Origin of the sequence: Massilia genomosp. 1, from assembly GCF_011682185.1 — a bacterium.
Classification (GTDB): Bacteria; Pseudomonadota; Gammaproteobacteria; order Burkholderiales; family Burkholderiaceae_D; genus Telluria_A; species Telluria_A rubra.
Window position 1 is genome coordinate 1 of sequence record NZ_WHJF01000012.1, and the last position, 26,289, is coordinate 26,289.

Annotated in this window: 21 protein-coding genes, 1 pseudogene and 1 riboswitch; of the genes and pseudogenes, 7 read left to right on the forward strand and 15 right to left on the reverse strand. The window is 64.6% G+C overall.

Annotated features, from left to right (window positions below; translation table 11 throughout):
- The 3 genes and pseudogenes from F1735_RS36380 to F1735_RS06590 form a co-directional block, all read left to right on the forward strand.
- Nucleotides 1–149: pseudogene (locus F1735_RS36380) on the forward strand (reverse transcriptase domain-containing protein); the annotation flags it as partial.
- A 398-nt stretch (nt 150–547) separates the two neighbouring features.
- Entirely contained in the window at nt 548–847 is a 300-nt protein-coding gene (locus F1735_RS06585; RefSeq protein ID WP_167236190.1) for a type II toxin-antitoxin system Phd/YefM family antitoxin, read from the forward strand.
- The gene (locus tag F1735_RS06590) at nt 822–1,079 is read left to right on the forward strand and encodes a Txe/YoeB family addiction module toxin (protein ID WP_167236191.1); all 258 of its coding nucleotides are present in this window, start codon (nt 822–824) and stop codon (nt 1,077–1,079) included. Before F1735_RS06585 ends, F1735_RS06590 begins: the two co-directional genes overlap by 26 nt.
- Before the next feature lie 45 nt (nt 1,080–1,124).
- Here the strand turns inward: F1735_RS06590 and F1735_RS06595 are convergent, their stop codons facing one another.
- Together F1735_RS06595 and F1735_RS06600 are read right to left on the reverse strand one after the other, a co-directional pair.
- Nucleotides 1,125–2,885, reverse strand: coding sequence for a M14 family metallopeptidase (locus F1735_RS06595; RefSeq protein WP_167236192.1), 1,761 nt, complete (start codon nt 2,883–2,885; stop codon nt 1,125–1,127).
- A gap of 22 nt (nt 2,886–2,907) precedes the next feature.
- Nucleotides 2,908–6,852: a M48 family metallopeptidase gene (locus F1735_RS06600; protein WP_167236193.1), complete on the reverse strand. Its 3,945-nt coding sequence runs from the start codon at nt 6,850–6,852 to the stop codon at nt 2,908–2,910.
- Between the two features lie 146 nt (nt 6,853–6,998).
- Between F1735_RS06600 and F1735_RS06605 the strand changes: the two genes are divergently transcribed.
- Nucleotides 6,999–7,394, forward strand: coding sequence for an MAPEG family protein (locus F1735_RS06605; RefSeq protein ID WP_167236194.1), 396 nt, complete (start codon nt 6,999–7,001; stop codon nt 7,392–7,394).
- Between the two features lie 142 nt (nt 7,395–7,536).
- Here the strand turns inward: F1735_RS06605 and F1735_RS06610 are convergent, their stop codons facing one another.
- From F1735_RS06610 to hppD, 3 genes are all read right to left on the reverse strand, one after another.
- Nucleotides 7,537–7,938: a DUF3224 domain-containing protein gene (locus F1735_RS06610; RefSeq protein WP_167236195.1), complete on the reverse strand. Its 402-nt coding sequence runs from the start codon at nt 7,936–7,938 to the stop codon at nt 7,537–7,539.
- Nucleotides 7,939–8,048: 110 nt separating this feature from the next.
- A complete protein-coding gene (locus F1735_RS06615) occupies nt 8,049–11,621 on the reverse strand; it encodes an indolepyruvate ferredoxin oxidoreductase family protein (protein ID WP_167236196.1) in 3,573 nt (1,190 codons plus the stop codon).
- Between the two features lie 68 nt (nt 11,622–11,689).
- Nucleotides 11,690–12,811 (reverse strand): 4-hydroxyphenylpyruvate dioxygenase, encoded by a 1,122-nt coding sequence (hppD, locus tag F1735_RS06620; RefSeq protein WP_167236197.1) that lies wholly within the window; start codon nt 12,809–12,811, stop codon nt 11,690–11,692.
- A 125-nt stretch (nt 12,812–12,936) separates the two neighbouring features.
- Between hppD and F1735_RS06625 the strand changes: the two genes are divergently transcribed.
- A complete protein-coding gene (locus tag F1735_RS06625) occupies nt 12,937–13,446 on the forward strand; it encodes an Lrp/AsnC family transcriptional regulator (protein WP_099873715.1) in 510 nt (169 codons plus the stop codon).
- Nucleotides 13,447–13,464: 18 nt separating this feature from the next.
- On the opposite strand, the gene F1735_RS06630 is transcribed toward F1735_RS06625, so the two are convergent.
- On the reverse strand, nt 13,465–14,127 hold the full coding sequence (locus F1735_RS06630) for a GNAT family N-acetyltransferase (RefSeq protein WP_167236198.1): 663 nt from the start codon (nt 14,125–14,127) through the stop codon (nt 13,465–13,467).
- 247 nt (nt 14,128–14,374) lie between these two features.
- Between F1735_RS06630 and F1735_RS06635 the strand changes: the two genes are divergently transcribed.
- Entirely contained in the window at nt 14,375–14,875 is a 501-nt protein-coding gene (locus F1735_RS06635) for a hypothetical protein (RefSeq protein ID WP_167236199.1), read from the forward strand.
- A 27-nt stretch (nt 14,876–14,902) separates the two neighbouring features.
- On the opposite strand, the gene F1735_RS06640 is transcribed toward F1735_RS06635, so the two are convergent.
- The 6 genes from F1735_RS06640 to F1735_RS06665 are packed head-to-tail and all read right to left on the reverse strand — an operon-like array spanning nt 14,903 to nt 22,469.
- Nucleotides 14,903–16,432 (reverse strand): DAHL domain-containing protein, encoded by a 1,530-nt coding sequence (locus tag F1735_RS06640; protein WP_167236272.1) that lies wholly within the window; start codon nt 16,430–16,432, stop codon nt 14,903–14,905.
- A 5-nt stretch (nt 16,433–16,437) separates the two neighbouring features.
- The gene (locus tag F1735_RS06645; RefSeq protein ID WP_167236200.1) at nt 16,438–17,409 is read right to left on the reverse strand and encodes a cytochrome-c peroxidase; all 972 of its coding nucleotides are present in this window, start codon (nt 17,407–17,409) and stop codon (nt 16,438–16,440) included.
- A 31-nt stretch (nt 17,410–17,440) separates the two neighbouring features.
- The gene (locus tag F1735_RS06650; protein WP_167236201.1) at nt 17,441–18,724 is read right to left on the reverse strand and encodes a multifunctional CCA addition/repair protein; all 1,284 of its coding nucleotides are present in this window, start codon (nt 18,722–18,724) and stop codon (nt 17,441–17,443) included.
- Between the two features lie 28 nt (nt 18,725–18,752).
- Nucleotides 18,753–19,475: a glutathione S-transferase family protein gene (locus F1735_RS06655; protein WP_167236202.1), complete on the reverse strand. Its 723-nt coding sequence runs from the start codon at nt 19,473–19,475 to the stop codon at nt 18,753–18,755.
- Between the two features lie 52 nt (nt 19,476–19,527).
- Entirely contained in the window at nt 19,528–20,490 is a 963-nt protein-coding gene (locus F1735_RS06660) for a complex I NDUFA9 subunit family protein (protein WP_167236203.1), read from the reverse strand.
- A 32-nt stretch (nt 20,491–20,522) separates the two neighbouring features.
- Nucleotides 20,523–22,469 (reverse strand): lytic transglycosylase domain-containing protein, encoded by a 1,947-nt coding sequence (locus F1735_RS06665; RefSeq protein WP_167236204.1) that lies wholly within the window; start codon nt 22,467–22,469, stop codon nt 20,523–20,525.
- A gap of 132 nt (nt 22,470–22,601) precedes the next feature.
- Here F1735_RS06665 and F1735_RS06670 point away from each other — a divergent pair, with 132 nt between their 5' ends.
- Entirely contained in the window at nt 22,602–23,159 is a 558-nt protein-coding gene (locus F1735_RS06670) for a 5-formyltetrahydrofolate cyclo-ligase (RefSeq protein ID WP_229505658.1), read from the forward strand.
- Nucleotides 23,160–23,245: 86 nt separating this feature from the next.
- On the opposite strand, the gene metF is transcribed toward F1735_RS06670, so the two are convergent.
- The 3 genes from metF to ahcY all read right to left on the reverse strand — a co-directional run bounded on the left by metF (nt 23,246) and on the right by ahcY (nt 25,935).
- The gene (gene metF / locus F1735_RS06675; RefSeq protein ID WP_167236206.1) at nt 23,246–24,079 is read right to left on the reverse strand and encodes a methylenetetrahydrofolate reductase [NAD(P)H]; all 834 of its coding nucleotides are present in this window, start codon (nt 24,077–24,079) and stop codon (nt 23,246–23,248) included.
- The gene (locus tag F1735_RS06680; protein WP_166891962.1) at nt 24,066–24,419 is read right to left on the reverse strand and encodes a phage holin family protein; all 354 of its coding nucleotides are present in this window, start codon (nt 24,417–24,419) and stop codon (nt 24,066–24,068) included. Before F1735_RS06680 ends, metF begins: the two co-directional genes overlap by 14 nt.
- Nucleotides 24,420–24,510: 91 nt before the next feature.
- Nucleotides 24,511–25,935, reverse strand: a complete 1,425-nt coding sequence (gene ahcY, locus F1735_RS06685; RefSeq protein WP_167236207.1) for an adenosylhomocysteinase — start codon at nt 25,933–25,935, stop codon at nt 24,511–24,513.
- Between the two features lie 26 nt (nt 25,936–25,961).
- Nucleotides 25,962–26,037: riboswitch (S-adenosyl-L-homocysteine riboswitch) on the reverse strand.
- Between the last annotated feature and the right edge of the window lie 252 nt (nt 26,038–26,289).

Consider the following 26,289-nt stretch of genomic DNA (forward strand, 5'->3'; position numbering starts at 1 on the left):
GTGAACTGCTGAAACTTGGGGCGCCCGCGAAAGTGGCGCGATTGGTAGCGGCGAACAGCCACCGTTGGTGGCATAACAGCGCCTTGGCGTTGAATAGCGTGTTGACAATCGCCTACTTTGATCGCCTCGGCATGCCTCGCCTCACATAACCTCAACTACTCGAACCGCCCGGTGCGGACCCGCATGCCGGGTGGTGTGGCAGGGGAGCAGCTATATTTAGCTGCCCCCTATGCCGATGCCGGCAGTTGACATGCGTGGTTCAGGCAAAAAGTGTTTCTATAAACCGAATTCACAAGCGTGCTTTTCGAAACCATGAACTGGAGCAATCGATGTTACGCCTGTTTTTGCCAGCATTTAGGCGCTGAGGAAAGTTTGACATGCCTCACATCGTGAACTGCTTGCGTTTATCGCTGATTGGGCTACAATACGACATGTACGACTTATTGTACATGTAATCCACTGGAAATATCGTCCAAGTCATACAAAGAATCACCATCAGATCAATCCAAAGGACACATCATCGCAAACGGGACGAGGAGTACAAAAGATGAGAATCATTAATTTTTCCGATGCACGCAACAGCCTGAGGACTGTGATCGATCAGGTTGTAGAGGATGCGGATGTCACGGTAATTTCACGCAGGGATGCGCCGGATGCCGTAGTCATGTCTTTCGACCACTACAGTAGCTTGATGGAGACTGTTTACCTGCTTAGTTCGCCGGCTAACGCTGCGCACCTGGCGAAATCCATCGAGCAAGCACGTGCTGGTAAAGCGACGCATCGGGAGCTAATCGAAGTATCCGACGCTGGGGAAATTTCACATGCGAGACCTGCAATTCACGGATGAATGCTGGAATGACTACGTCTATTGGCAGACTCAGGACAAAAAAACGTTAAAGCGCATCAATTTGTTAATCAAGGAAGCTCAGCGCAGTCCGTTTGAAGGACTGGGCAAACCGGAACCTCTCAAAGGGAACTTGTCGGGTTACTGGGCCAGACGGATCGACGATACGCATCGTCTGGTGTATGAAGCCAACGATGCACTTCTTACCCTTATTTCTTGCCGCTATCACTACTAAGCAAACAGGGCCTCCTTCGAGGCACTGTTTCCGTCTCCAAATTCCTTACGGCGCCACCGCCGTGCGCATCACCGGATACAGATTCAGGCGCTCGTCATACGAGGTATGCCGCCTGGCGAAAAACGCCAGCCGCGCTTCCGCATCCTTGGCAAAGGCCGGATCGCTGTCCACCTTCGCCTTGAACGCCGCCGCCAGCGCCGGATCGGCCGCCATCATCTCGCGCGCGACATCTTCGGCCACGTAATCCTCCATGTATTCCTTGCGCTCGAACGCGGTGTTGAACATCCCCCACTGCAGCAGCGAATCCGGGCCGGCCGGTTCGAACAGGGCGATCACCAAACGCGCCTTGGCCTGCGCCACCGGCACGAACAGGGCGCCCTTCCCGATCGCGCGCGGCTCCGCCTTCCACACCCCCTGCAAGCTCACGCGCTGGTGCGATTCGAGCGAGCCGGGTGCGTACGTCACCTTCTCGGCGCGGAAGGTCTCGACCTCGGCCCTGGCCTGCTCCGCGCCCAAGGTGCGGTAGCTGATGCCGTGCTGGCCCAGTTTGCGCGCCACCATGGCCGCATGCGCGGCCGGCACGATGTAGCCGGCCTTGGGGGCGCTCACCATCACGTCCGGCAGCACTTCGTCACGCAGCGGCACGGTCCAGATCTCTGGCTTGGTTTCGTCGTAACGCGTCATCAGGGCGCCCGACACATCCGACAGCGTGCGCGTGTAGGCGTAGCCGCGGAAGTCGATCATGCGCTTTTTGTCGGTCGGCTTGTAGGTCAGCGGCAGCTCGGTGCCGCCCAGGCGCGCCGCCCGCGCATCGGCTTCACGCGCGGCCGTTTGCCATGCCTTGCCGTGCTGCGCCACCTGGTCGAGCACCGACACCACCGAGTTGCGCGTGATGCGCACACGGGTCGGATAGTCCTTCCACGCATGGGTCTCGACCAGCACGCCAATGCGGTTGCGCAAGGCGAAATAGCCGGTCGAGAAACGCGGGTCCGACACGCCATCGGCAAAGCCCGACGCCGGATTGTCTTCTTCGGCAAACGACATGTAGAACGGCTGCGGCAGCGAACCGAGCCTGGTGATATCGGCCAGCACGCCGCTGCGCAGCGCCAGCCCGGCCTGGCGGAACGCCACATCGGCCGAATGCACCGGTTCGACCTGGATCGAGATATCGTGTTCGAACTTGGCGCCGTTGGTCACGTGCAGGTCGACGTAGACCAGCGGGTCCCACGCGTTCACCAGCGCCAGCATCGATTGCATCTCGATCGAGTCGGCCTTGGCGTAGTCGCGGTTCAGGTTGAAGTTCTGGGCGGTGGTGCGCCAGCCCATTTCGGCCGGGCCGCGCTGGTTCGGCCGGTTCCACGCCTTGAAGCGCTCATGCCCGTCGACGTTGAAGACCGGGACGAACAGCAGCACCTGCTTGTCGAGCGCACCGGGAGCGGCGCGTCCTTCGAGCACGTCGCGCAGCGCCAGGAAGCCGGCGTCCTTGCCGTCGATCTCGCCGGCGTGGATGCCGCCCTGGACCAGCACCACCGGCAGCGCGCGCGCCGCCGCCGCCTGCGGGCTCATGGCACCGGTGCGCGTGACCACCAGCGCCTGCATCGGCCGCCCTTCCGGCGTGCGTCCGAATTCGATGCACTTGACCTGCTTCGGGTACGCTTTCTGGAACGCGGCGCACAGGGCGATGACTTCGTCGTAGCGGCCGGTTTTCTGGAACTGCGAGCGCTCGGCGACGGTGGTCAGGTCGGGAGCGGCATGGGCGAAGGGAATGGCGGACAGCAGGGCAAGCAGCAGCGCAGAACGGATCATCGGTAAAGCTCCGGCAAAGTTGTCAATACAGGGCGCACGGTGTACGCGAACCGGAAATTATAGTCGGCTTTGCGCACCCCGGTATCTGCGATCTTGCTGTGCTTACGTCTCCTCGAAATACGGCCGCTCGGAGGCAAACAGCATGCGCGTGACCGCCTTGCGCCACTCGGCCGGCGCCTTCTGGCCCAGCAGCACCAGCGCGGCGCTCCAGGCGTGCAGGCGCATCTCGGGGTCGGCCGCGTCGAGCAGGCGGTCGGCCGCGAGCGGATCCTTGCCTGCGGCGATGCGGTCGAAGAAGGCCAGCATGCGCTCCTGGTCCGCGCCGGAGGCTACGCGCGTCGCGCCGCGCCAGGGCGCCGCGTCGTAGCCATGCCGGGTCGCCAGCGCCAGCCCGGTCCAGATGGTGGCGCTGTCCTGGCCTTGCGCGAACGGCAGCGTCATGGCGCGCTTGATCATGGCGGCATTGGCGCCGTCCGAGGCCCCCGCAAGCCGCAGCACGTGCGCGGCGCGCCCCGGTTCCGCTCCCGCCTCGCGGGTGGCGTCGTCGAGGTCCCCAATCGCCAGCGACCGGTAGATGCTCATCCGCCGTTGCGGCGTCGGGGCCTCCGCGATCGCCAGCAGGCGCTTCAAGCGGCGCGACTTCGCCGCCAGCGCGCCGAGCTCCTCGAGAGACGAATCCGGCGCCAGCATGCGCCGCACCCGCGCCAGGCTCATGCCGGCATCGTCGGCCATGGCGGGCGTGCCGCGCACCAGCTGCTCGAGCGCCGGCACCGCGGCGGCGTAATCGCCGGCCTGCATCTTGTCGTAGGCGATCCAGCGCGCCAGCCACAGCTTGTCCGGCCAGCGCGCGCGCCTCGGCCATCCGGGTCGCGACGCCGGCGTCGTCGCCACGGCAGCGCAACGCGAGGTAGGCCAGGTCGCCGTCCTCGGGCCGCGCCGCCGCCTGGGCGGCGAGTTCCCCGCACAGCGCCGGCTTGCGCGCGGCGCTGGCGCGATCCATCTCGACGCGGCGCAGCATCACGTCGCGCGGCGCGGCGCGCAGCCGCTCCTCGAGCACGGCGGCGAACTGCGGGAGCTGTCCGGCCATGCCAAGCCAGGTTTCGGCGTCCGCCGTGGCGGTGCTGTCCCAGCGCGCATGCACCAGGGCCAGGCTCATGGCCTGCGCCGCATCCGCCAGCGCCGACAACTGCACTTGCGGCGTGGCGTCGTCCATGCCGCTCAACACGCTGCGGTAGCCGCCCTCCCTGCCGGAGATGCCCATGGGCGGTTCCTCGAACAACAGATTGGCCTTGCTCTCGATCCAGCGCGGCGTGCCAAGCACCTTTTGCGGCACCGCGTCGACCGGGCCGTAGGCGACCGTCCACTCCACCAGCGGCGCGGCCGAGGCCACGTTGTAGACCGGATGCGCGCGCGGTCTTGAAACCGCGTCGAACGCTTCGATCAGGCGAGCGTCTTCGCTGCGCGCCTCCACATGGTGCTTGCCCAGCACCGGCACGCTGAAGGCCAGATGCGCATGGGCGGCCACGTTCTGCTGCCGGCCGTCGATGTTCACCCGCACCGGCAAGCCAAGGCCGTTGTAGACCATGATCACCGGATCGCTGGCGAATACCGACACGCCGCCGGCGCCGAACTTGCCGGCGCTGAGCGCGGCAATGACGATCGTCCCCGCCACCAGCAGGCGCGCGGCGGCCGGCGCCCGGCCGTCGGCCAGCTGGAAGCGCGCCCACCAGCCGAGCTGGCGCTGGCGCTGGCGTTCGCCGCCGGCCAGCAGCACCGGGTACGACGGCGGCACGCGCGAGCACTGCGGAGCGCTGCGCATCCCTTCGCCGATGCGCGAGCAGCGCGCGATCTTCGCTTCGGTGGCCAGCAACTCGTCGAGGGCGGCGCCGCGCAAGGCATCGAGCCGGCCGGCCAGGGACGTGACCAGCGGCGCGGCCTCGCGCATCCATGCGTTGATGTTGCCTTCATAAGCGAACTCCATGGAGAACTGGCCCAGCGCCGCGCGCCAGCCGGACGCCATGCCAAGCTGCTCGATGAGGCGGGGCGACAGATGCACCGAGCCGGCTTCGCGGTAAAGCTGGGCCATCACGTTATACAGTTCATTGGCCTCGCCGACCACGCGCGTGACGCCGTCGGCATTTACGCGGCGCAGCGCGGTGATGATCGCCACCGCGTTCTCGAGCATCCCTTGGGCGTCGCGCAGGGCGGCCAGGCGGTGTTCGGCGTAATGCACCAGCGCCAGCAGGCCGTCCAGATAAGCATCCCAGCCGCGCCCGAGCTGGTGCCCCATGTTCTGGTGCCAGCTGCGGCACAGCCAGTCGTGCTGGTGCAAGCGCGCGGCGATCCTGGCGCTGTCTTCCCGCACCCGCGCCAGCGCGGCCGGCAGTTGCGCCATGCCGAATTTTTCGCCGCGCACGTGCAGCACGCTGCCGGCCGCGGTCAAGGTGCCGGCGATCAGGGCCTCGAGCTGGGCGCGTTCGCTTTCCAGGGTGCGCAGCAGTTCGATATCGGCCGCCAGCGCGGCCGGGTACAGCGTCTCCAGCAGCTCCTGTTTGGCGTGGTAGTGGCCCGCGCGCAGTGCGCCCAGATCAGGCGCATGACGGGTCAGCGCGCGGCCAAAATAGATGCCGCGATAGCGCGCGTCGAACTGCTCGCGCTCGAAGGGCTGCGCCAGCGCCCGCAGCGACTGGTCCAGGTCGACCGCGACGCTGTCGCCCTCGCCGCGCAGGGAGGTGGTCACCGCCGTGCGCAGCGAGGCGGTGTGGTCGAAGACCGACCAGGCGCTGACCGGATCGGGCGGCGCGGCCACGTAAATGCGCTTGGCGTTGTCTTCGCGTTCGTGATTGAGCGGGTGGGTCAGCCACATCTTGGGGCGCTGGGCCAGGCCGGGCTTGAAAATGCGGTGCTGGTCGCGGCCTTGCCCGGGCAAGGGCGGGACGTCGGCGTAGGTGGGGTCGTTGAGAATGCCGCTCATCAGCCGCAGCATCTCGGTCTGGAGCGAGAACACGTCGCGCGTGGCGCGCCCCTGCGCATGTTCGCTGGCGAGGAAGGCGAGCGCGCGCGTCCACGCGTCGTCGGCCCTGCGGGTGCGGTGCAGCGCGTGGATCAGGGCATCGCTGCCGGTCAGCGACACGGCCACCAGGTCGGCCTGCATTTCCATCTCGCGCGAGAGGGCGCGCTGCATCATCAGCACCAGGCGGAACACCGATTCGACCAGCGAGCGGATCGACCAGATGATCAGCTGCAGCGGACCGACCAGAAAGACCAGGCGGGCATCGATCCTGCATACCCCCTCCAGGAAGGCATCGAGTTTGTCGCGCTGCGTGACCATGTGGCTGACAATCTGATGGGCCACATACACCCAGCTGCCGACCGCCATCGAGCGCTGCGCGAAATGGCCGAATTCGTGGGCCAGCACGGCGCGCAATTCGCCGCGCGCGAGCGCGTTCACCAGCGGCAGGCCGATCTCGAGGTTTTTCCGCGACGGGAAAAACAGCTTGTACAGCGACAGGTCGTAGAACACGGCGGCGTTCACGCGGGCCGACAGGAATACCTTGTGCGGACGCGGCGCGCGGGCGGCGTCGGCCAGCTCGAACAGATAGGCGAACAGGCGTGGCTGGTCCTGTTCGGTCACTTCGAGCAGGCCGTCGTTGCCGGCATGGCGTACCGAGAACATCGCCTTGATCATCAACGCGCCGATGAACAGCGAGCAGGCGGCCATGAAGTAGGAAAGGCTGCCAAGGTCGCTGCCGGCGCCGTCGACGAACACTTGCCAGGCGGTGTACACGAACCAGCCGGCCAGAGCGCAGTACAGGACGACGAACAGCAGCAGGCAGGCCAGCGCAAGGCGCACGCTGTTCTTGTAGGCGGCGCTGGGCGCGGTCAGGCGCGCGGCCAGGTCGGGCGGGATGGCGTTGATCGGGGCGTTAATGGGGGTTCTCCAGGCACTGAGGATGCTGCAAAACATGCAATTTTAAGGCACAAGCCGTGGTGAAAATTCTCCAACCGCAATATATATGCACAAAAAGCAACACCAAGCGTGCAGCGGCTTGGCGTTTTCTTTGTTAATCTGACCATATTGCCGGCGACCGCTGGCGTTCAAGGGAAAAAGCGATGACGACCGAACTGATGATCCTGGGCTGGACCCTGGTGCTGGCGCTGGTGCAGATCATGGCGACCGGGGCTTTCCGCAACAAGGAGACCGGGATGAAGTACAACATGAGCGCGCGCGATACGCCGGCGCCGGCGCCGGGCGTGGTGACGGCGCGCTTGCAGCGGGCGCAGGCCAATCTGTTCGAGACGCTGCCGCTGTTCGCGGCGGCCGTGCTGATCGCGCATGTGGGCGGGCGCGAGGGCGACCTGACCTTGTGGGGGGCGTGGATGTACCTGATCGCGCGCGTGGTGTATGTGCCGCTGTACGCGGCCGGCATTCCGGTGGTGCGCTCGATGGTGTGGTCGGTGTCGCTGGTGGGACTGGGGATGGTGCTGGCGGCGATCTTGCTGCCTTAAGGTGGCGTCGTTCGGGACGAACGCATCCGAAACCGTCATTCCCGCGTAGGCGGGGATCTAAGTTTTCGTCTCTGAGCGCTGATGCCTTGGGTTCCCGCCTGCGCGGGAACGACGGTCTTGGGGTGAGTGGCCTTTCACAGGCCTACACCAGATCCATCGTGTACTCAAGTTCGTAGTAATGCTTGCTGTCGACGATATCGAGCTTGAATTTGCCCTGGATGCCGGTCAGCCCCTCGGTCCCCGACCCCGGCACGATGCTGATCGACAGGTGGCTGGCGCCCTGGTGCATGGTGCCCGCGTGCTGCAAGGCGAAGCTGCCGCTCATGCCGTCCAGGGTGCCGGTGACGTGTTCGATCGCCACGTAGCCCGCCGACCCGGCCGCCGGATTGCCGGCCGAGAGCATCTCGCCCTGGCCGATGCCGATCAAGTCGCCGCTGTAGTATTTATCGATCAGCATGCGCCCGAGCGACACCCTCCCGGCGCCCTCCCCGGATGGCGGCGCCTGCATGGTGATCTCGAAAGTGCCTTTGGCGGTGATGAACATGGTGGTCTGCCCTGGTCGATTGCGATGCCTATATCATAACCTGAGACGAAAAAATGGCCCGCTTGAGAGCGGGCCATTCATCTGACACTGCGCGGTTGACGCGACGCGGTCTACGCGACCCGATGAATCTGGATCACGCCGTCCGGCGAGGCCGGCTTGCCGAAAGCCGCCAGCAGCGCGGCTTCCTTCTCCTTGGCCGCCTTCAGGTGACGTTCCTTCACATGCCCATACCCGCGAATATCTTCAGGGATGCTGGCAATGGCCACCGCTTGCGCCAGGGTCTCGGCGCTGAGCTTGGGCAGCAGCGAACCGACCGTATTGCGGTACTCGCCGATCAGCGCGCGTTCCATCTTGCGCTCGGCGGTGTAGCCGAAGATGTCGAGCGCGCCGCCACGCAGGCCCTTCATCTTCGCCATCAGGCCGAACGCCTTCATCATCCACGGACCGAATTCCTGCTTGATCAACTGGCCCTTGGAGTCGTGCTTGGCGAACAGCGGCGGCGCCAGGTGGAACTTGAGCTTGATGTCGCCCTCGAACATGCCCGCGATCTTTTCCTGGAAGGCGCCGTTGGTGTACAGGCGCGCGACTTCATACTCGTCCTTGTACGCCATCAGCTTGTAGAAGTAGCGCGCGACCGCTTCGGTCAGGCGCGTACTCTTGCCCAGCTTCGCTTCCTCGGCGCGCACCTGGTCCACGAACGCCTTGTACTGGTTGGCGTAGGCCACGTCCTGGTAAGCGGTCAGCAGATCGATGCGCTTGTTGATGATCTCGTCCAGGGTTTGCGTACGCTTGAACTCAATCACCTTGGCCGGCGTGGTCATCTTCACCAGCGACGGCAAATCGTGCGCCGCCGTGCGGCCCCACATAAAGGCGCTCTTGTTAAAGCCCACCGAGACGTTGTTCAGTTCAATGGCTTTGAGGATCGACGCTTCGGTCAAGGGTACCTGGCCTTTTTGCCACGCGTAGCCGAGCATGAACATATTGGTGGCGATCGAGTCGCCCATCAGCGCGGTGGCGATCTGGCCGGCGTCGACAAAGTCGACGCGCTCGGCGCCGCAGGCCTTGACGATTTCGGCCTGCGAGGACGCGCCCGGGAACTGCCAGTCAGGATTCTTGACGAATGCCGCCGTGGACGAACCGGTCGAATTGATCGCAGCGTAGGTACGGCCCTCGCCCATGCGCGAGAGGGCGTCGCGGCTGGCCGTGACGATCAGGTCGCAGCCGATCACCAGGTCGGCGCTGCCGGTGCCCACGCGGGTCGAATGCAGGTCGGCCTGCTTGTCGGCCAGGCGCACGTGCGACATCACCGGGCCGCCCTTCTGGGCCAGTCCGCTCATGTCGAGCACAATGGCGCCCTTGCCTTCGACGTGGGCCGCCATCGCCAGGATCTGGCCGACGGTGACCACGCCGGTGCCGCCGATCCCGGTGATCAGGATGCCGTACGGCGCGGCCGTGTTCTTGAGCACAGGCGTCGGCAGCTGCGGCGGGGCCGCGTCGCCGCTGGCGGCTTTCTTCGGCTTCTTGAGCGAGCCGCCTTCGACCGTGACAAAACTCGGGCAGAAACCCGTCACGCACGAGAAGTCCTTGTTGCACGACGACTGGTTGATCTGGCGCTTGCGCCCCAGTTCCGTTTCCAGCGGTTCGACCGACAGGCAGTTCGACTGCACCGAGCAGTCGCCACAGCCTTCGCACACCGCCTCGTTGATGACGGCGCGCTTGGCTGGATCGGGATACTCGTTGCGTTTCCGGCGGCGCCGTTTTTCGGACGCACAGGTCTGGTCGTAGATCATGGCCGACACGCCTGGTTTTTCGCGCAGTTCGCGCTGCACGTCCATCAACTCGCTGCGGTGGCGCACGGTCACGCCTTCGGCCCACTTGTAGTCGGACGGGTATTTTTCGGGTTCGTCGGTGACGACGATGATCGGGCCGACGCCTTCGGCCGCGATCTGGCGGCTGATCATGCCCGGATCGAGCGGGCCGTCGAATTCCTGGCCGCCGGTCATGGCGACGGCGTCGTTGAACAGGATCTTGTAGGTGATGTTGACCTTGGCCGACACCGCCGCGCGGATCGCCAGGATCCCCGAGTGGAAGTAGGTGCCGTCACCGAGGTTGGTGAAGACGTGCTTCTCGTTGGTGAACGGCGCCTGGCCGACCCAGGTCACGCCTTCGGCGCCCATGTGGGTGAAGGTCGAGGTTTCGCGGTCCATCCACAACACCATGTAGTGGCAGCCGATGCCGGCCAGCGCGCGCGAGCCTTCCGGCACCTTGGTCGACGAATTGTGCGGGCAACCGGAGCAGAAGTACGGGGTGCGGTCGGTGTCGGGATTGGGCTTGGTGCTGACGTTTTTCAGGACCAGCTCTTTCGCTTCCAGGTAGGCGATGCGCTCTTTCACGCGCTGCAGGGCCGGATGGCCGGCGCAGTAGTGCGAGATGCGGCTGGCGATCGCGCGCGCGATCTGGGCCGGGTTGAGCTCATAGGTGGCCGGCAGCAGCCAGTCGCCGTGACCGGTGCCGCCCTTGTTCGACCATTCGCCGGTGTCGTCGAATTTGCCGACCACGCGCGGGCGCTGGCCGTCCGGCAGGTTGTACAGTTCTTCCTTGAGCGCGTACTCCAGGATCTGGCGCTTTTCCTCGACCACCAGGATTTCGTCGAGGCCCTTGGCGAATTCGTGTACGCCTTCCGCTTCGAGCGGCCAGGTCATGCCGATCTTGTACAGGCGGATGCCGATGTCGGCGGCGGCCTGCTCGTCGATGCCCAGGTCGGCCAGCGCCTGGCGCGTGTCCAGATACGATTTACCGGCGGTGATGATGCCGATCTTCGGTTTTGGGCTGTCCCAGATGATCTTGTTGAGCTTGTTGGCGCGCGCGTAAGCCAGGGCCGCGTACCACTTAAAGCTGTTCATCCGCACTTCCATATCGAGCACGGTGTCGGGCCAGCGGATATTCAGGCCGCCTTCCGGCAGCACGAAGTCGGTCGGCAGTTCGATCTGCACGCGGTCCGGGTCGAAGTCGACCACGGCGCCCGATTCGATGATGTCGGTGACGCACTTCATCGACACCCACAAGCCCGTGTAGCGGCTCATGGCCCAGGCGTGCAGGCCGTAGTCGATGTATTCCTGCACCGAGGCCGGGTACAGCACCGGAATGCCGCAGGCGTTCAGGATATGGTCGGACTGGTGCGCGGTCGACGAGGACTTGGCCGCGTGGTCGTCGCCGGCCAGCACCAGCACGCCGCCATGGCGGGCAGAGCCGGCGTTGTTGGCGTGCTTGAAAACGTCGCCGCAGCGGTCCACGCCGGGGCCTTTGCCGTACCACATCGAGAACACGCCGTCGTACTTGGCGTCCTTGAACAGGTTCGTTTGCTGGGTGCCCCAGACGGCGGTGGCGGCCAGGTCTTCGTTCATCCCCGGATGGAACTTGACGTGGTGGGCGTCGAGGTGCTTCTTGGCCTTGACCGCGGTCATGTCGACCGAGGTGACCGGCGAGCCGCGGTAGCCGGTGATGTAGCCGGCGGTGTTCAGCCCGGCCTTGAGGTCGCGTTCGCGCTGCATCATCGGCAGGCGGATCAGCGCCTGGGTGCCGGTCATGAAGGCGCGGCCGCGCTCGAGCGTCCATTTGTCGTCGAGCGAAATCTCGTGCGACGGCTCGGCATCGAGCTGGGCCCGGTCTAGTGGTGCGTTCATTGTCTTTGTCTCCGTATGTTCTTGTGCGTTGCTGCGCGCACCGTCTTGGCGGTGCGCTTGTACCGTGCTTAGGCCACGGTCGTATCCTGCAGCACGCCGCGCTTGATCTGGTCGAGTTCAATCGACTCGAACAGTGCGCGGAAATTGCCTTCGCCGAAACCCTGGTCGCCCTTGCGCTGGATGATTTCGAAGAAGATCGGGCCGATCACGGTCTGCGTGAAAATCTGCAGCAGCAGTTCGCGTTCGGTCTCGCTGCTGTGGCCATCGACCAGGATGCGCAGGCGGCGCAGTTCATCGAGGTTCTCGCCATGGCCCGGCAGGCGGCGGTTGATCAGCTCATAGTAGGTTTCGATCGTGTCCTGGAACACGATGCCGGTGTCGCGCATGCCCTGGATCGACTGATAGATATTGTCGGTGCCGAGCGCAATGTGCTGGATGCCTTCGCCGTGGTAGGCGTCGAGGTATTCGGCGATCTGCGACTTGTCGTCCGACGATTCGTTGATCGGAATGCGGATTTTGCCGCACGGGGACGTCATCGCCTTCGATTTGAGGCCGGTCAGCTTGCCTTCGATGTCGAAGTAGCGTACTTCGCGGAAGTTGAACAGGTTCTCGTAGAACTCGGCCCATTCCTTCATGCGGCCACGGTGTACATTGTGGGTCAGGTGATCGATGTAGGTCAGGCCGTTGCCGACCGGGTTGGCCACGGCCCCCGGAATGGCGACGAAGTCGACGTCATAGATGCTGATGTCGCCGATGGTGCCGGGCGCCGAGCCGGCGTTGGCGCCCTTGCCGCGCCAGCGGTCGACGAAATACAGGAGCGAATCGCCCACGCCCTTGATGGCGGGGATGTTCAGTTCCATCGGGCCGGTCTTGTTGTCGAAACCCCAGGCGCCCAGTTCGAGCGCGCGGCGGTAGGCCATGGCGGCGTCGTCGACGCGGATCGCGATGGCGCACACCGACGGGCCGTGGGTGCGCGCAAAACGTTGGGCGAACGAGTCTTTTTCGGCGTTGATGATGAAGTTGATGTCGCCCTGGCGGTACAAGGTCACGTCCTTGTGGCGGTGGCGTGCGATGGCGGTGAAGCCCATCTGCTCGAACAGCGCGCCGAGCGCTTTCGGATCCGGCGCCGCGTACTCGACAAATTCGAATCCATCGGTCCCCATCGGGTTTTCCCAAGGCGTAAATTGCATGACAGTCTCCTATTTTAATAGGGCACAGTATAGTCCCGCGACACCGGCATTAAATTTCAAACACTGCCCCACGCCCGGCAATTTGAGCAATAATATTGCGTTGAAATGCGGCTTTCGGAGAAAATATGCCAAAAATTGTGCTCGATAAAACAGATCGGAAGATTCTGGCGATCTTGCAGGCGGACGGACGCCTGTCGAACCAGGACGTGGCCGACCGGGTCAGCCTGTCGCCCTCTCCCTGCCTGCGCCGCATCAAGCGGCTCGAAGAAGCGGGCGTGATCCGCCAGTATGTGGCGCTGCTCGATCCGGCCCAGATCGGGCTCGGTTTGCTGGCGTATGTGAACGTGCGCCTGGAAAAGCATAGCGAGGCGTCCAGCAACGCGGCCGGGGCGCGCCGCGCCACCAGTTCGCCGCACGCGGACTTTGCGCTGTCGGTCGAGCACTGGCCGGAAGTGGTGGCCTGCTATGCGATGACGGGGGAGATGGATTACCTGCTGCGCGTACACGTGGAAGACATGGACCACTTTTCGCGCTTCATGATGCAGACCTTGCTCAGCCACCCGGCGGTGGCCGACGTCAAGTCGAGCTTCGCGCTGCAGCGGATCAAGGATACGACCGCGCTGCCGCTGGTGTAAGCGCTTCTCTGTGAACGACTACTTTTTCGGCACGAAGAACTTGACGGCGGCGCGGGTGTTGGCCTTGAGCGTGTAGTCGATGGTGGCGAACTGCTCGTCGATGGCTTCGCGCAGCATGCTGGCCGGGTCGGGCGGCAACAGGCGCAGGTAGGCGTCGGCTTCGCCGTAATCGCGCTGAATCTCCATGCCGGCCTTTTTGGCGATGTGCATCATGGTCTGGTTGGACGAGAGGCAGTGCATATACAAGGTGTCGACATCGAGGTTGCGGCAGCGGATGGCGGCGCGCTCGAACAGTTTGGAGCCGATCCCCAGGCCGCGCGCGGAGGCCGACACCGAGACCCCGAATTCGGCCACGACGTCCTTGGTGGTGCTGCTCAGCGCGTGGGTCGAGGCTTGCTTGGGCGCGAACGCGAGATGGCCGACCGCGACCAGCTTGAACACCGGGTTGTAGACGCCGTACACGGTGTCGTGCGAAAAGTCGATCTTGGCGACGTAGGTTTCGACCAGCTCATCCGGCAGCCTGGTGCCGAAGCGCAGCAAGCGGTCACTATCGTCGAGCGCGAGGAAATGCTTGTGTACGCGGCGCCGGTCGCGTTCGTGGAGCTGCTTGACCAGCACCTTGCGCCGGGTTTTGCTGCTCTTGCGGTTGCCGAGCCAGCTGCTGAAGGGGTTTGTGAACATGAGCCGGACTCCGTGACGTCTATTGTGCAGCGCACCAATTTACCCATTGTAGCGCATGCACAGGAGCCCCTGCTCGCCCGCCGCCATTTTTGACGTCGCGAATGCATGCATGAGGCATGACTACAAGCGATTCTACGCGTAACGCGTTCCGAACATGTTCAGGCCGACTCATTTGAGACAATTGCTCATGGAAAGGCTATCAAGTTGATATGATTCAAGCTCTAATCAGACAGGATGTCGCATCGCAATGGACAAATCACAACACACGCTGCTCGATACTATCCGCGCCAACCTTTCGGAGCGGCATCAACTGGCGGGCATCGACGCCGATAGCCTGAAAACCACCATTCTCGGCGAAATGCAGACCGACATTTCAAGCGATGAAGATAACTGGATGTCACTTGACGGCATGATTGGCTGCATTGCGGATGAGCATGTCAAAGCGGACATTCTGAACAATTTGCTGATGATGCCGGGGCACTATCATCATCAAGAAATCACCAGAAAGATCCAGAATCTCGGCCATCCATCGAGCATTCCTTGCATACGAACGATGCTTGAAAGCGGCTTCGACACACTCCAGTACACGTGTTCGGACGATGACGTCATCGCTAAATGGTTCAGCCACGCGCTGGCCGACATTGGCACGCCCGCATCGATCGCCCTGATCCGCGAATTTGCATCGTCGCCCAATGAAGGCATCGCCTCCGAAATGCGCTATCGCCTGGAGCAGCTGGGCATTTCCTGAGGCGTGGTGGAGGTCCGCGCCGGCCGTTCACACCGCGCTGGTGAAGTCGACCGGCGCCAGCGGCGCCTCGTTCCACTGCGCCTGCGGGCTGAATGAAATGCCGTTCTTGCCGCCCTGCTTGGCCTGGTACATGGCCTGGTCGGCGTCGGCCAGCAAGGCTGGCGCGCCGCGCATGAAGCCTTCCCTGCCCTTGGCGCTGGCCACGCCGATGCTGGCCGAAATGCGCACCGGGAAGCCGCCCGCTTCGGTGATCGAGCGGATCGCGTCGAGCGTTTGCTGGGCCACCCGCAGCGCGCCATCGCGCCCGCTCACTTCTTCCAGCAAGATCACGAATTCGTCCCCGCCCAGGCGCGCCAGCGCGTCTTCCTTGCGCAGCTTGTCCTGCACCCGCCTGGCCACTTCGCACAGCACCAGGTCGCCGGTGGCGTGCCCGTATGTGTCGTTGACCGCCTTGAAGCCATCGAGGTCGATGAACATGGCCACCACCACGTCGCCGCGCCGCCCGGCCCGCACCAGCGCGTGCGCCAGCAGGCGGGTCAGCTCGCCGTAGTTGATCAAGCCGGTCAGGCTGTCGTGCTGCGCCAGTTGCTTCAAGCGCTCCGACTGCGCTTCCAGCTCGGCGGTGCGCTCGGCCACGCGGTGCTCGAGCGTCTCGTTGGCCGCCTGCAAACTGCGGTTGACCTCGCCGATGATGCTGTAGCTGCGCAGCAGGCGCCGCGCCACGTACATCAGCAGCAGCAGCAGCAAGCCCGAATAGGCGAACAAATAGGTCCGGTAGCGCTGTTTTTCGATCAGCACCTGGTCGAACGAGGTGTCGAACAGGCCGCCCAGCTTTTCCATCGCCTCGGCCGTGCGGCTGTTCGCGATCTGCATTTCGAGTTCGTTTTCCAGCTGGCGGTAACGCAGGATGGCGTGCGCGTGGCGTCCCAGTTCGTCGATGGTGTCGCTCACGCTGTCCGAAAAATCGCCGCGCAAGGGCTGCATCGAGGCGATCGTGCGTTCGATCTGCGCCGCCAGCGCCGGCGACGGCGCCAGATTGTAGCGCAGGATGTCGCTCAGCAGGCTGTTCAAGGCGGTATCGAGCGCCAGCACCACGCGCCCGGGCACGATCGCCCCTTCGATGCCGTTCAACTCGGTCTTCAGGTCGGTGATCGCGGGCGGGAAGAAGATCAGCGAATTGCGCAGGATCGCATTCTGGGTCTTGAACTGCTCGACCAGTTCTTCCTTCTTCACCAGCGTGCGCTTGACTTCCTCGAGCGCGTCGCCGGCCCTGGGGTTGCCGGTCATCGGCAAGGCGGCGGCCAGGCGCAGCTGCAGCTCGCGCATGCGCGGCAGCGGCGTCGAGAGCGGATCGTAGTTGCTGTTCAAGCCGATGTGCGAGCGCAGGATGTTGACGTTCCACTCCGAATCGAGCTTTTCCAGCTCGCGCAGGTTGAGCATGACCCGGTTCTGCGCTTCGAGGTCGACGGCCTGGGTGCGGTTGAACAGCACGCCCAGCACTACCATCAGCGAGATCAGCAACAGCAGCGAGGCGATGCGGCGCCAGGAACTGAGCATCCCTCTCACGGCGACGCTCCGGGCGCCGCGGCCGGCACCAGCTTTTCGCCGCTCAGGGTGTGCAAGAAGCGCACGATCAGTTCCTTGTCCTGCTGCGAGGCGGTGCGCCCGAGCTGGTATGTGAACATCAGTTCCACCGCCTGGTCGAGGGTAGCGACCGAGCCGTCGTGGAAGTACGGCGCCGTCAGCGCCACATTGCGCAGGCCCGGCACGCGAAACACGTGGCGGTCGATATTGCGGCCGGTCTCGCGGTAGCGGCCCAGGTCCGCGCCGCTGGTTTCCTGGGCCGGCATTTCGCGCATGGCGCCCAGTTTCTGGAACAGGTTGCCGCCCAGGTTGATGCCCTGGTGGCAGGCCGCGCAACCGTAGCTCTTGAAGCGCAGGTAGCCGCGTTCTTCCTCGGGCGTGATGGCGCCGGCCTCGCCGCGCAGGTAGCGGTCGAAGCGCGAGGGCGTCACCAGCGAGCGCAGATACTGGTCGAGCGCATCGCGCACGTAGGCCGGGCGCAGGGCGTCGCCGTAGACATCCTTGAACTGGGCCGCCAGCGCCTCGTCGCGGGTCAGGCGCGCGGCCACCACGTCCCAGCTGCCGGCAAACACCGCCGGCTTGGCGATGACGTGCTCGAGCAACTGCTCGACGCCGCTGTAACGCCCGGTCCAGGTCTGGCGGAAGTTGAAACTGCTGTTATAGACGGTGGGCGTGTTAAAGCGCGCCGCTTTGCCGTCCGCGCCAAGGGAGATGGCCTTGCCGTCGGCGCCGCCGCGCCGCAACTGGTGGCAGCTGGCGCAGCTGTGGGTGTTCTCGCGCGAAAAACGCGGGTCCTGGAACAAGCGCTCGCCCAGGGCGATGCGCGCGGGGTCGCCCACCGCCTTCACCGGCAGCGGCCGGATTGGCTCATTGACCAGCGCCTGGGCCGCGGCGACGCCTGCCACGCAGCAAGCGAGCGCGCCAAGGGACCGGCGCAAGGTGGACAGCATCCCGTTTCTCCGTGTCAATGCCAATATCGGATCAAAGAATAGCAGGATTCGGCGTTTCCCTGTCGTCCGCCTGAGCAGGGTCGTCGCCCAGGCGCAGCGCCGCCTTGACGGCGGAAACGCGCGCGCTATGCACGGCGTGGGCGATCTGCTGCTTGTTCTCGCCGCAGCGCAGCGCCACTTCGCCGGCATTGACGCCACGCGCCGCGTCCAGGGCGCGCAACAGGTACGGCCCTTGCGGATAGGGCCGGGTGCGGAAATCGTCGCCCGCGCCGCCGCGCCCGCGCGAATCGCTCTCGGCGGCCAGCAGCATCTGCCCGAAGCGGGCCGGTTTGCGGAACGCGTCGCAGCGTTCGAACAGGGTGACCAGGGTGTTGGCGCGCAGTTCTTGCGCGCGGCTGACGTTGCCGTGCTCGCGCGCGGTCATCACGGCCAGGTCGCGGCACTCGCCCGGCACCTTCAGGCGCGCGCAGACGGCGTCGATCAGCGCCAGGCCGAGCTGCTCGTGGCCGTGGTGGCGCGGCCAGTGCTCGGCGGGCGTGGCGCCCTTGCCCAGGTCGTGCATCAGGGCGGCGAAGCGCACCGGCAAGTCGAAACCGCGTTCGGCCGCGTAATCGATCACCAGCATCATGTGTAGGCCGGTGTCGATTTCGGGGTGGTGCAGCGGCGGTTGCGGCACGCCCCACAGGGCGTCCAGTTCCGGCATGATGCGCCCAAGAGCGCCGCACTCGCGCAGCACGGCCAGCATGCGCGACGGGGTTTGCTCCATCAGCGCGCGCGCCACTTCCTGCCACACCCGCTCGGCCACCAGGGCGTCGACTTCGCCGGCCGCCACCATGCTGCGCATCAGCGCCATGGTCTCGGGCGCCACCGTAAAGTCGGGAAACCGCGCCGCGAAGCGCGCCAGGCGCAGGATGCGCACCGGGTCTTCGGCAAAGGCGTCGGACACATGACGGAAAATTTTCGCTTCCAGGTCGCGCCGGCCGCCGAACGGGTCGGTGATGCTGCCGTCGTCGGCGCGCGCGATTGCATTGATGGTCAGGTCGCGCCGCACCAGGTCTTCTTCGAGCGTGACGTCGGGCGAGGTGTGGAACACGAAGCCGCGGTAGCCGGGCGCGGTCTTGCGCTCGGTGCGGGCGAGCGCGTATTCTTCCTGCGTGGCGGGATGCAGGAAGACCGGGAAGTCCTTGCCGACCGGGCGAAAGCCGGCGGCCAGCATGTCTTCGGGCGTGGCGCCGACCACGATCCAGTCGCGGTCTTGCACCGGCAGGCCCAGCAGGCCGTCGCGCACCGCGCCGCCAACGATGTATGTTTTCATGCTCAAGTCAATATTGCCTAAACCGCTATTATGGCTTGCTGCGGATTTCTTCGTCGTGATGGGCTGCCGTTTCGGTTTCGGCCAGCGCTTCGCGCACCCAGCGCGCCACCGCCGGGTGGGCCTGGACCCGCTCGCAATAGGCTTGCAGGGCCGGGGCCAGCGCCACGCCGTAAATCTTAAAGCGCATCACCACTGGCGCGAAAAAGGCGTCGGCGATCGAAAACTCGCCGAACAAGAACTGGTGGTGGCCGAAGCGCGACAGGCACTCTTCCCAGATCTCGCTGATGCGGCCGATGTCGCCCTGCGCGCCCGGGGTGCGTCCGCGTCCGGGAAGGCTCATGCGGATATTCATCGGCATCGCGTGGCGCAAATCGGCAAAGCCGCTGTGCATTTCGGCGCTGACCGAACGCGCCATGGCGCGCGCCGCCACGTCGCGCGGCCACAGATGCTTTTCCGGGAACTGCTCGGCCAGGTATTCGCAGATGGACAGGCTGTCCCAGATGGTCATCTCGCCGGCGATCAGCACCGGCACCCGGCCGGCGCCCGAATACTCGGCGATGCGCGCCGACGTATCGGGCTGGTCGAGCAGCACCCGCACTTCGTTGAACGCAATGCCGAACGCGGTGGCCGCCACCCACGGCCGCATCGACCAGGTCGAATAATTCTTGTTGCCGATGATGAGCGTCAGGCCGGCCTGTTTGGCGTCGTCCAGCGTTTGCGAAAGGGTCGGATCGAGTTCGGTGGTTTGCATTGTGTCGCTTCCGATGAAAAGTGAGAAATCAGGGCCCGGCGCGAGCGCCTCGTCAGCGCCCGGCGCGGGCGCGGTAGTCGTCAAAGCGCTCGTGCGGCGCCAGGTAGTGCGGCGCCACCGCTTCGAGCGCGCGCAGTTGCAGGCCGAGGGCGGCGGCGGTGGTGGCCTGGATGGCCGGATCGACGACGTTATCGACCCGCATCGAGTCGAGGTTGTCGCGGCTGATCACCGGCTCGCCCGGCAGCAGTGCGAACAGCGCCGCCTGCAGGCGCGCCAGCGGCGCGGGAATGCCGAACACCGGGCGCGGATGGCCGGCATAGCGGCCCGCCAGGCGCACCAGTTCGGCCAGCGACCAGATCTGCGGCCCGCCCAGCGAATACACCTGGTGGCGCGTTTTCAGGTCGCCCAGCGCATGCACGAAAGCGTCGGCCACGTCGCCCACGTAGATCGGCTGGAAATCGGTGGCGGCGCCGGCTAACGGAATGAACGGCAGCCACTTCTGCATGCGCGCAAAGGTATTGAGAAAACTGTCGCCGGGACCGAACACCACCGATGGCCGGAAAATCGTGGCCGCCACCGAGGGCTCGGCGCGCGCGGCCACTTCACCGTCGGCCTTGGAGCGCTGGTACATCGACGGGCCGCCGGCGGCCGCGCCCAGGGCGCTCATGTGCAGGTAGCGCGTCACGCCGGTGGCGGCGCAGGCGGCCACGATGCGGCGCGGCAGCTCGACATGGGCGCGCTTGAAGTCGGGCCCGTACGGCTGGCCGCGGCGCGAATGCAGCACGCCCACCAGGTTGATGGCGGCGTCGGCGCCGGCCAGCAGGCGGCGCACGGTGGCGTCGTCAGCGATGTTGGCGCCGACGACATCGACGCGCGGCAAAAAGATCAGGTGCCGGGCGCGTTCGGCGCGCCGGGTCGGCACGATGACCCGTGCCCCCTCCTGCGACAGGCGCGCCACCAGGTGGCTGCCGATGAAGCCGGAGCCGCCAAACACCACTACAGTCATGTCTTTCATCGTGTACGCTCCGACATGTGCCCGCAGGCGCATCAGGGCAAGTCGTTGCCCTGGGCGCTGCGCGGCGTGATTTTGCCAAGGCGCGCCTTGAGCGACTGCGGCTTGTTCTCGAACAGCGCGGCGTAGTTGGTCGCGTTGGACATCACATTCTTCACATAGATCCGGGTTTCCATGTAGGGGATCGTCTCGGCGAAGATGGCCCCTTCCATCGGCTCGTCGAGCTTGGAGCGCCAGTTGCGCATGCGTCCCGGTCCGGCGTTGTAGGCGGCCGTGGCCAGGGTCTGCGAGCCGTCGGCGTTGGCCAGCACCATGCTCATGTAATTGGCGCCGAGCAGGATGTTCGTGCGCACGTCGGTCAGCTTGTTCTTGACGTAGTCGCCCAGGCCGATCTTGCGCGCCACGTAGGCGCCGGTGGCGGGCATGACCTGCATCAGGCCGGACGCGCCGACGTTCGACTGCGCATCCATGATGAAGCGCGATTCCTGGCGGATCAGGCCATACACCCAGGCCCGGTCCAGGCCCAGTTGCTGCGCGGTCGGATGCAGGATGTCGTTGTGCGGCGCCGGGAAGCGCTGGGTGTAGTCGAACTGGGTGCGGGTGCGGTCCGAGGTATTGACCATGCGGTCGAGGATCTGGTTCTGGCGTGCGAATTCGGCCGCGGCCAGCAGTTCGCGTTCGCTGAACTTGCGCAGTTCCCAGTTCCACTCGCGCGTGCCTTCGGGACGCAGGCGCAGGCTGAAGAACTTGAGCGCGCGGCGCAGGCCGGGGTTGCTGGCCATGGGCGCCATTTCCTCGGGCGTGAGGGCCGGGCCCGGCGGCGGGATCGAAATGAGCTGGCCCAGTTCTTCCAGCGCCAGCTGGCCATAGAAGCTGTTCTGGTCGGCGATGCGCTGGTACAGGACCACGGCCGCTTCATGCGCGCCGTGTTCGGCCTGCAGCGCGCGGCCCAGCCAGTAGGTCCAGCCGGGTTGCGCGCGCAGCGGGGCCGGCATCGCTTCGATGGTGGCCTTGACGGTTTTCCAGTCGCCGCGGCGCAGGGCGATGCGGGTTTTCCACTGGATCTGTTCGGCCGTGAGCGGCGCGCCGGCGCTCTTGCGCCAGTAATCGTAGGCTTCGGGGGCGAGCGTGAGCGAGGCGGCGTGCGCGATGCCGGCCCAGCCGATGGCTTGTTCCTGGGGCGACAGGCGAGCAGCGTTCTTGTTCAGGGCGACCACGGCCAGGTTCTGGCTGGTGCGCGCCATGCGCGCCACCGCCACCAGATAGACTTCGTGGTCGGCGCGGGTCTCGCCAAGGCCGCGCGCCATGGCCAGCGCCGGCAGGTCGACCGCCTGCGAGGCGTGCAGTTCGGATACGCCGAGCAGCGCGGCGATGCGCTTGGCCGGGCCGGTGGCGCGGGTTTCGCCGGCCAGGCGCAGCTGGGCCAGCAAGTCGTTGGCGTCGAACTGGCCCGCTTGGGCCAGGGTGGAGATGAGCGAGCCGCAAGCGTCGCCATAGCCGGCCGGATTGGCCAGCAGCGCACGGGCGTCGTCGGCCACTTTTTCGCCGCGCGCCACGCGCGCCATGAGGGCGTAGCACTTGACCTGGGTATCGTCGTTGAGCACGAACAGGGGATACTGCTGGTCGAAATTGGCCCAGTCGCGCGCGCGGCCCAGTTCCAGCAGCCAGTCGTTGCGCAAGCGGTCGGCGATGGCCAGGCCCTGGTAGCGCTTGAGGAAATCGCGCAATTCATCGGCGGATGCCACCCGCATCCGGGTTTTGAGCCGATAATAATCGACATACGACGGCACCGCATAGTTCTGCAGGCGCGAGGCGTAGGCATTGGCCTTGGCGGCATCGTCCTGGCGCGCGGCTTCGCGCAGCAGCAGGAAGGTATCGTCGTCGGCGCGCGGGTCGTACGGGGGCGCGGGCGCTTGGGCGTACGCTGGAATCAGGCAGGCTCCGGCGGCAATCGCGAAGGCAAACAATTTCGGCAGGAACATCTGAGTGCAACTCTCCATTGATACTTCAATTAACACATGACGGGCGAACCTAGAATACCATGCGGGCATGCCGCGCAGCCAGCATCGGCGCACGCAAATGATGCAATTGCACATAGTGCCAACAAGGCAAGTTTGCGCGCCACCCTAAAAGCGGCCCGGCGCGCGCTCGATCCCCTGGACAAGGCGCGCCGGGACGCGCTGATCGGGGCCCGCGTGCTGGCGTGGTGGCGCGCCCACAGTACGCGCGAAGCGGACCAGGTGCTGGGGGTGTACTGGCCGCTGCGCGGCGAGCCCGATTTGCAGCCGCTGTATCTTGAGCTGGCAAGGGCGGGCGTGCCGCTGGCGCTGCCGCTGGTGGTGGCACCGGACTCGGCGCTGGCGTTCGTGGCGTGGGTGCCGGGCGAGGCGATGGTCAGCGACCGGATGGGGGTGGCGGTGCCGGCTGAGCAAAGGATGGTGGACCGGCCGGGGCTGCTGCTGGTGCCTTGCCTGGGGTTTACGGCGGAGCGCTACCGGCTGGGGTATGGCGGGGGGTATTACGACCGCACGCTGGAAGATGCGCCGAGGCCGGTCACGGTGGGCGTGGCGTATCAGGCGGACCAGGTGGCGTTTGCCGAAGGCCAGCATGATGTGGCGCTGGATGTGGTACTGACGGAGGGGTCATCGCTCCCTCCGGGCACTGACCGATGAATCGTCTTCCCCGCGCAGGCGGGGAAGACGGTTTTTAAGGTAGCGGTCGAATAAGTTCGAGGAAGTAAGCCGCTGTCACGCACCCATCAAGCAGCCTTCAAGCGCTCGCACAACGCGGTCGTCGCCAGCGCCTGGTTCATGCTGTAAAAATGCAAGCCTGGCGCGCCGCCGGCCAGCAATCTCTCGCACAGCTGCGTCACCACATCGAGCCCGAACGCCTTGATCGATGCCGTGTCATCCCCGAAACTGGCCAGCTTCAAGCGCACCCAGCGCGGAATTTCCGCTCCGCACATATCCGAAAACCGCATCAACTGCGTGTAATTGGTAATCGGCATGATCCCCGCCACGACGGGAATATCGATCCCCAGCTTGCGGGTCTGGTCCATGAACGCAAAGTAGGCGTCGGCGTTGTAAAAATACTGGGTGATGGCCGCATTCGCGCCGGCCTGCACCTTGCGTGCGAAGTTTTGCAAGTCATCTTGCGGCGACCTGGCCTGGGGATGCACTTCCGGATAGGCCGCCACTTCGATGTGAAACCAGTCGCCCGTCTCGGCCCGGATGAACTCGACCAGCTCGCTGGCATAGCGCAACTCGCCCGCACCGCCGTAGCCGCTTGGCAAGTCGCCGCGCAAGGCCACCACGCGCCTGATCCCATGCGACTGGAACTGTGTCAGGATCGTACGGATCGATGCGCGCGTGGCGCCCACGCACGACAAGTGGGGAGCGGCGTCGTGGCCCTCGCCGAGGATCTCGACGACCGTGTCGAGCGTGCCCTGCTGGGTGCTGCCGCCGGCGCCGAAAGTGACCGAGAAGTATTTAGGTTGCAGCAGCGCCAGTTTGGCGCGCGCCACGCGCAGCTTGTCCGCCCCGTCGGGAGTCTTGGGCGGATAGAATTCAATGCTGAAGTCAGGAGTTGCCATCTTTTTTGAGGAGTAAGGTAGACAGCGCCCACGAGATGATGCTGTACAGGATGGCGGCGATAAAGGCCGACCAGAAACCTGAGACTTGGAATCCGTCGATCAAGTTGGCGACTGCCCAAAACAGCAGTGCATTGATCACCAGGATAAACAAGCCCATGGATAGCAGGGTTACGGGCAGGGTCAGCAGTACCAGCACCGGACGAATCAGGGTATTGACCAGGCCGAGCACCAGCGCGGCAATCAAGGCCGACACCAGGTTCGTGACTTGAACCGAACTCATCAGGAATGGCAGCGCGCATAGCGCCACTGCGTTAATCAACCACGTCAAAAGTAAGCGCATAAGGGAAGCGGGAGTCCGGTTGATATGAAAACGATATTGTGTAGAACAAAAAAACGGCGCGCTCTTTGCAGATGCGCGCCGTCGTTACCGATTAATAACGGTAGTGGTCAGGCTTGTAAGGGCCTTCTTTGCTGACGGTGATGTAGGCGGCTTGCTCGTCGGTCAGCACGGTCAGTTGCGCGTTAAGCTTTTTGAGCTGCAGGCGCGCGACTTTCTCGTCCAGGTGCTTCGGCAGCACATACACGCCGACCGGGTACTTGGCGGTGTTGGCGAACAGCTCGATCTGGGCGATGGTCTGGTTCGCGAACGAGGAGCTCATCACGTACGACGGGTGACCGGTACCGCAACCGAGGTTGACCAGGCGGCCTTCGGCCAGCAGGATGATGCGCTTGCCGCTCGGGAAGATCACATGATCGACCTGGGGCTTGATGTTATCCCACTGATATTTCTTCAGCGAAGCGACATCGATCTCGTTGTCGAAGTGACCGATGTTGCAGACGATGGCCTGGTCTTTCATGGCCAGCATGTGCTGTTCGGTCAGGATGTGATAGTTACCGGTGCAGGTAACGAAGATGTCGCCATGTTCGGCGGCGTAATCCATGGTCACGACGCGGTAGCCTTCCATCGCCGCCTGCAGGGCGCAGATCGGATCGATTTCGGTGACCCACACTTGCGCCGACAGCGCGCGCATGGCCTGGGCCGAGCCCTTGCCGACGTCGCCGTAGCCGGCGATGACGGCGACTTTGCCGGCGATCATCACATCGGTGGCGCGCTTGATGCCGTCGACCAGCGACTCGCGGCAACCGTACAGATTGTCGAATTTCGACTTGGTGACCGAATCGTTGACGTTAATGGCCGGGAAGGCCAGCTTGCCTTCCTTGTGCATCTGGTACAGGCGATGCACGCCGGTGGTGGTTTCCTCGGTCACGCCCAGGATGTGCGGCAGGCGCTTGGAATACCAGGTGGCATCTTTCGCCAGGTGGGTCTTGATCGAGTTGAACAGGCAGATTTCCTCTTCCGAACCCGGCTTGGCCAGCACCGACGGATCGGTTTCGGCGCGCGTGCCCAGGTGCAGCAGCAGGGTGGCGTCGCCGCCATCGTCGAGGATCATGTTCGAATACACCGGCTGGCCGGCATCGCTTGGCCATTCGAAGATGCGGTGGGTGTAATCCCAGTATTCGTCGAGGGTTTCGCCCTTGACGGCGAACACAGGCGTGCCAGCGGCGGCGATGGCGGCGGCGGCGTGGTCCTGGGTCGAATAGATATTGCACGATGCCCAACGGACCTTGGCGCCGAGGGCTTCCAGGGTCTGGATCAGCACGGCGGTCTGGATCGTCATATGCAGCGAACCGGTGATGCGCGCGCCTTTGAGGGGCTGGGCCGCGGCGAATTCCTCGCGGATAGCCATCAGGCCGGGCATTTCGGTTTCAGCGATCTTGATTTCCTTGTCGCCCCAGGCGGCCAGGGAAATGTCGGCGATATGGAAGTCTTGCGAAGATTTGAGTACGGCGTTCATCACGCCCTCCTTTCAGTTAGAAAAAAGTAACGTGAGCGCAGTTGCGGTGGACTTTCCGAGCCTGGCGAAATGGGGCATTTCGTCGCAACGCTCCTCGGAACTAAGAAGTGTAGCCGCTAACGCCAAGTTGCGCCAGCCAAATTTCTCGGGTGCGGCAAAAGCGCCTACGCGTGGCTGCAGAGCGCCTACAACCGGGGTCAGAGCTTTAACTCGAAACATTTCTAATTAAAGCTCTGACCCCGGTGCAGGATTTCGGGTAAATCGAAACAGCGGACGCCATTTCGTCAGATTCTTGCGCTTTTAGCAGGAACAGCCCCGAAACGAACACCGGGGTCAGCGCTTTAACTAGAAATG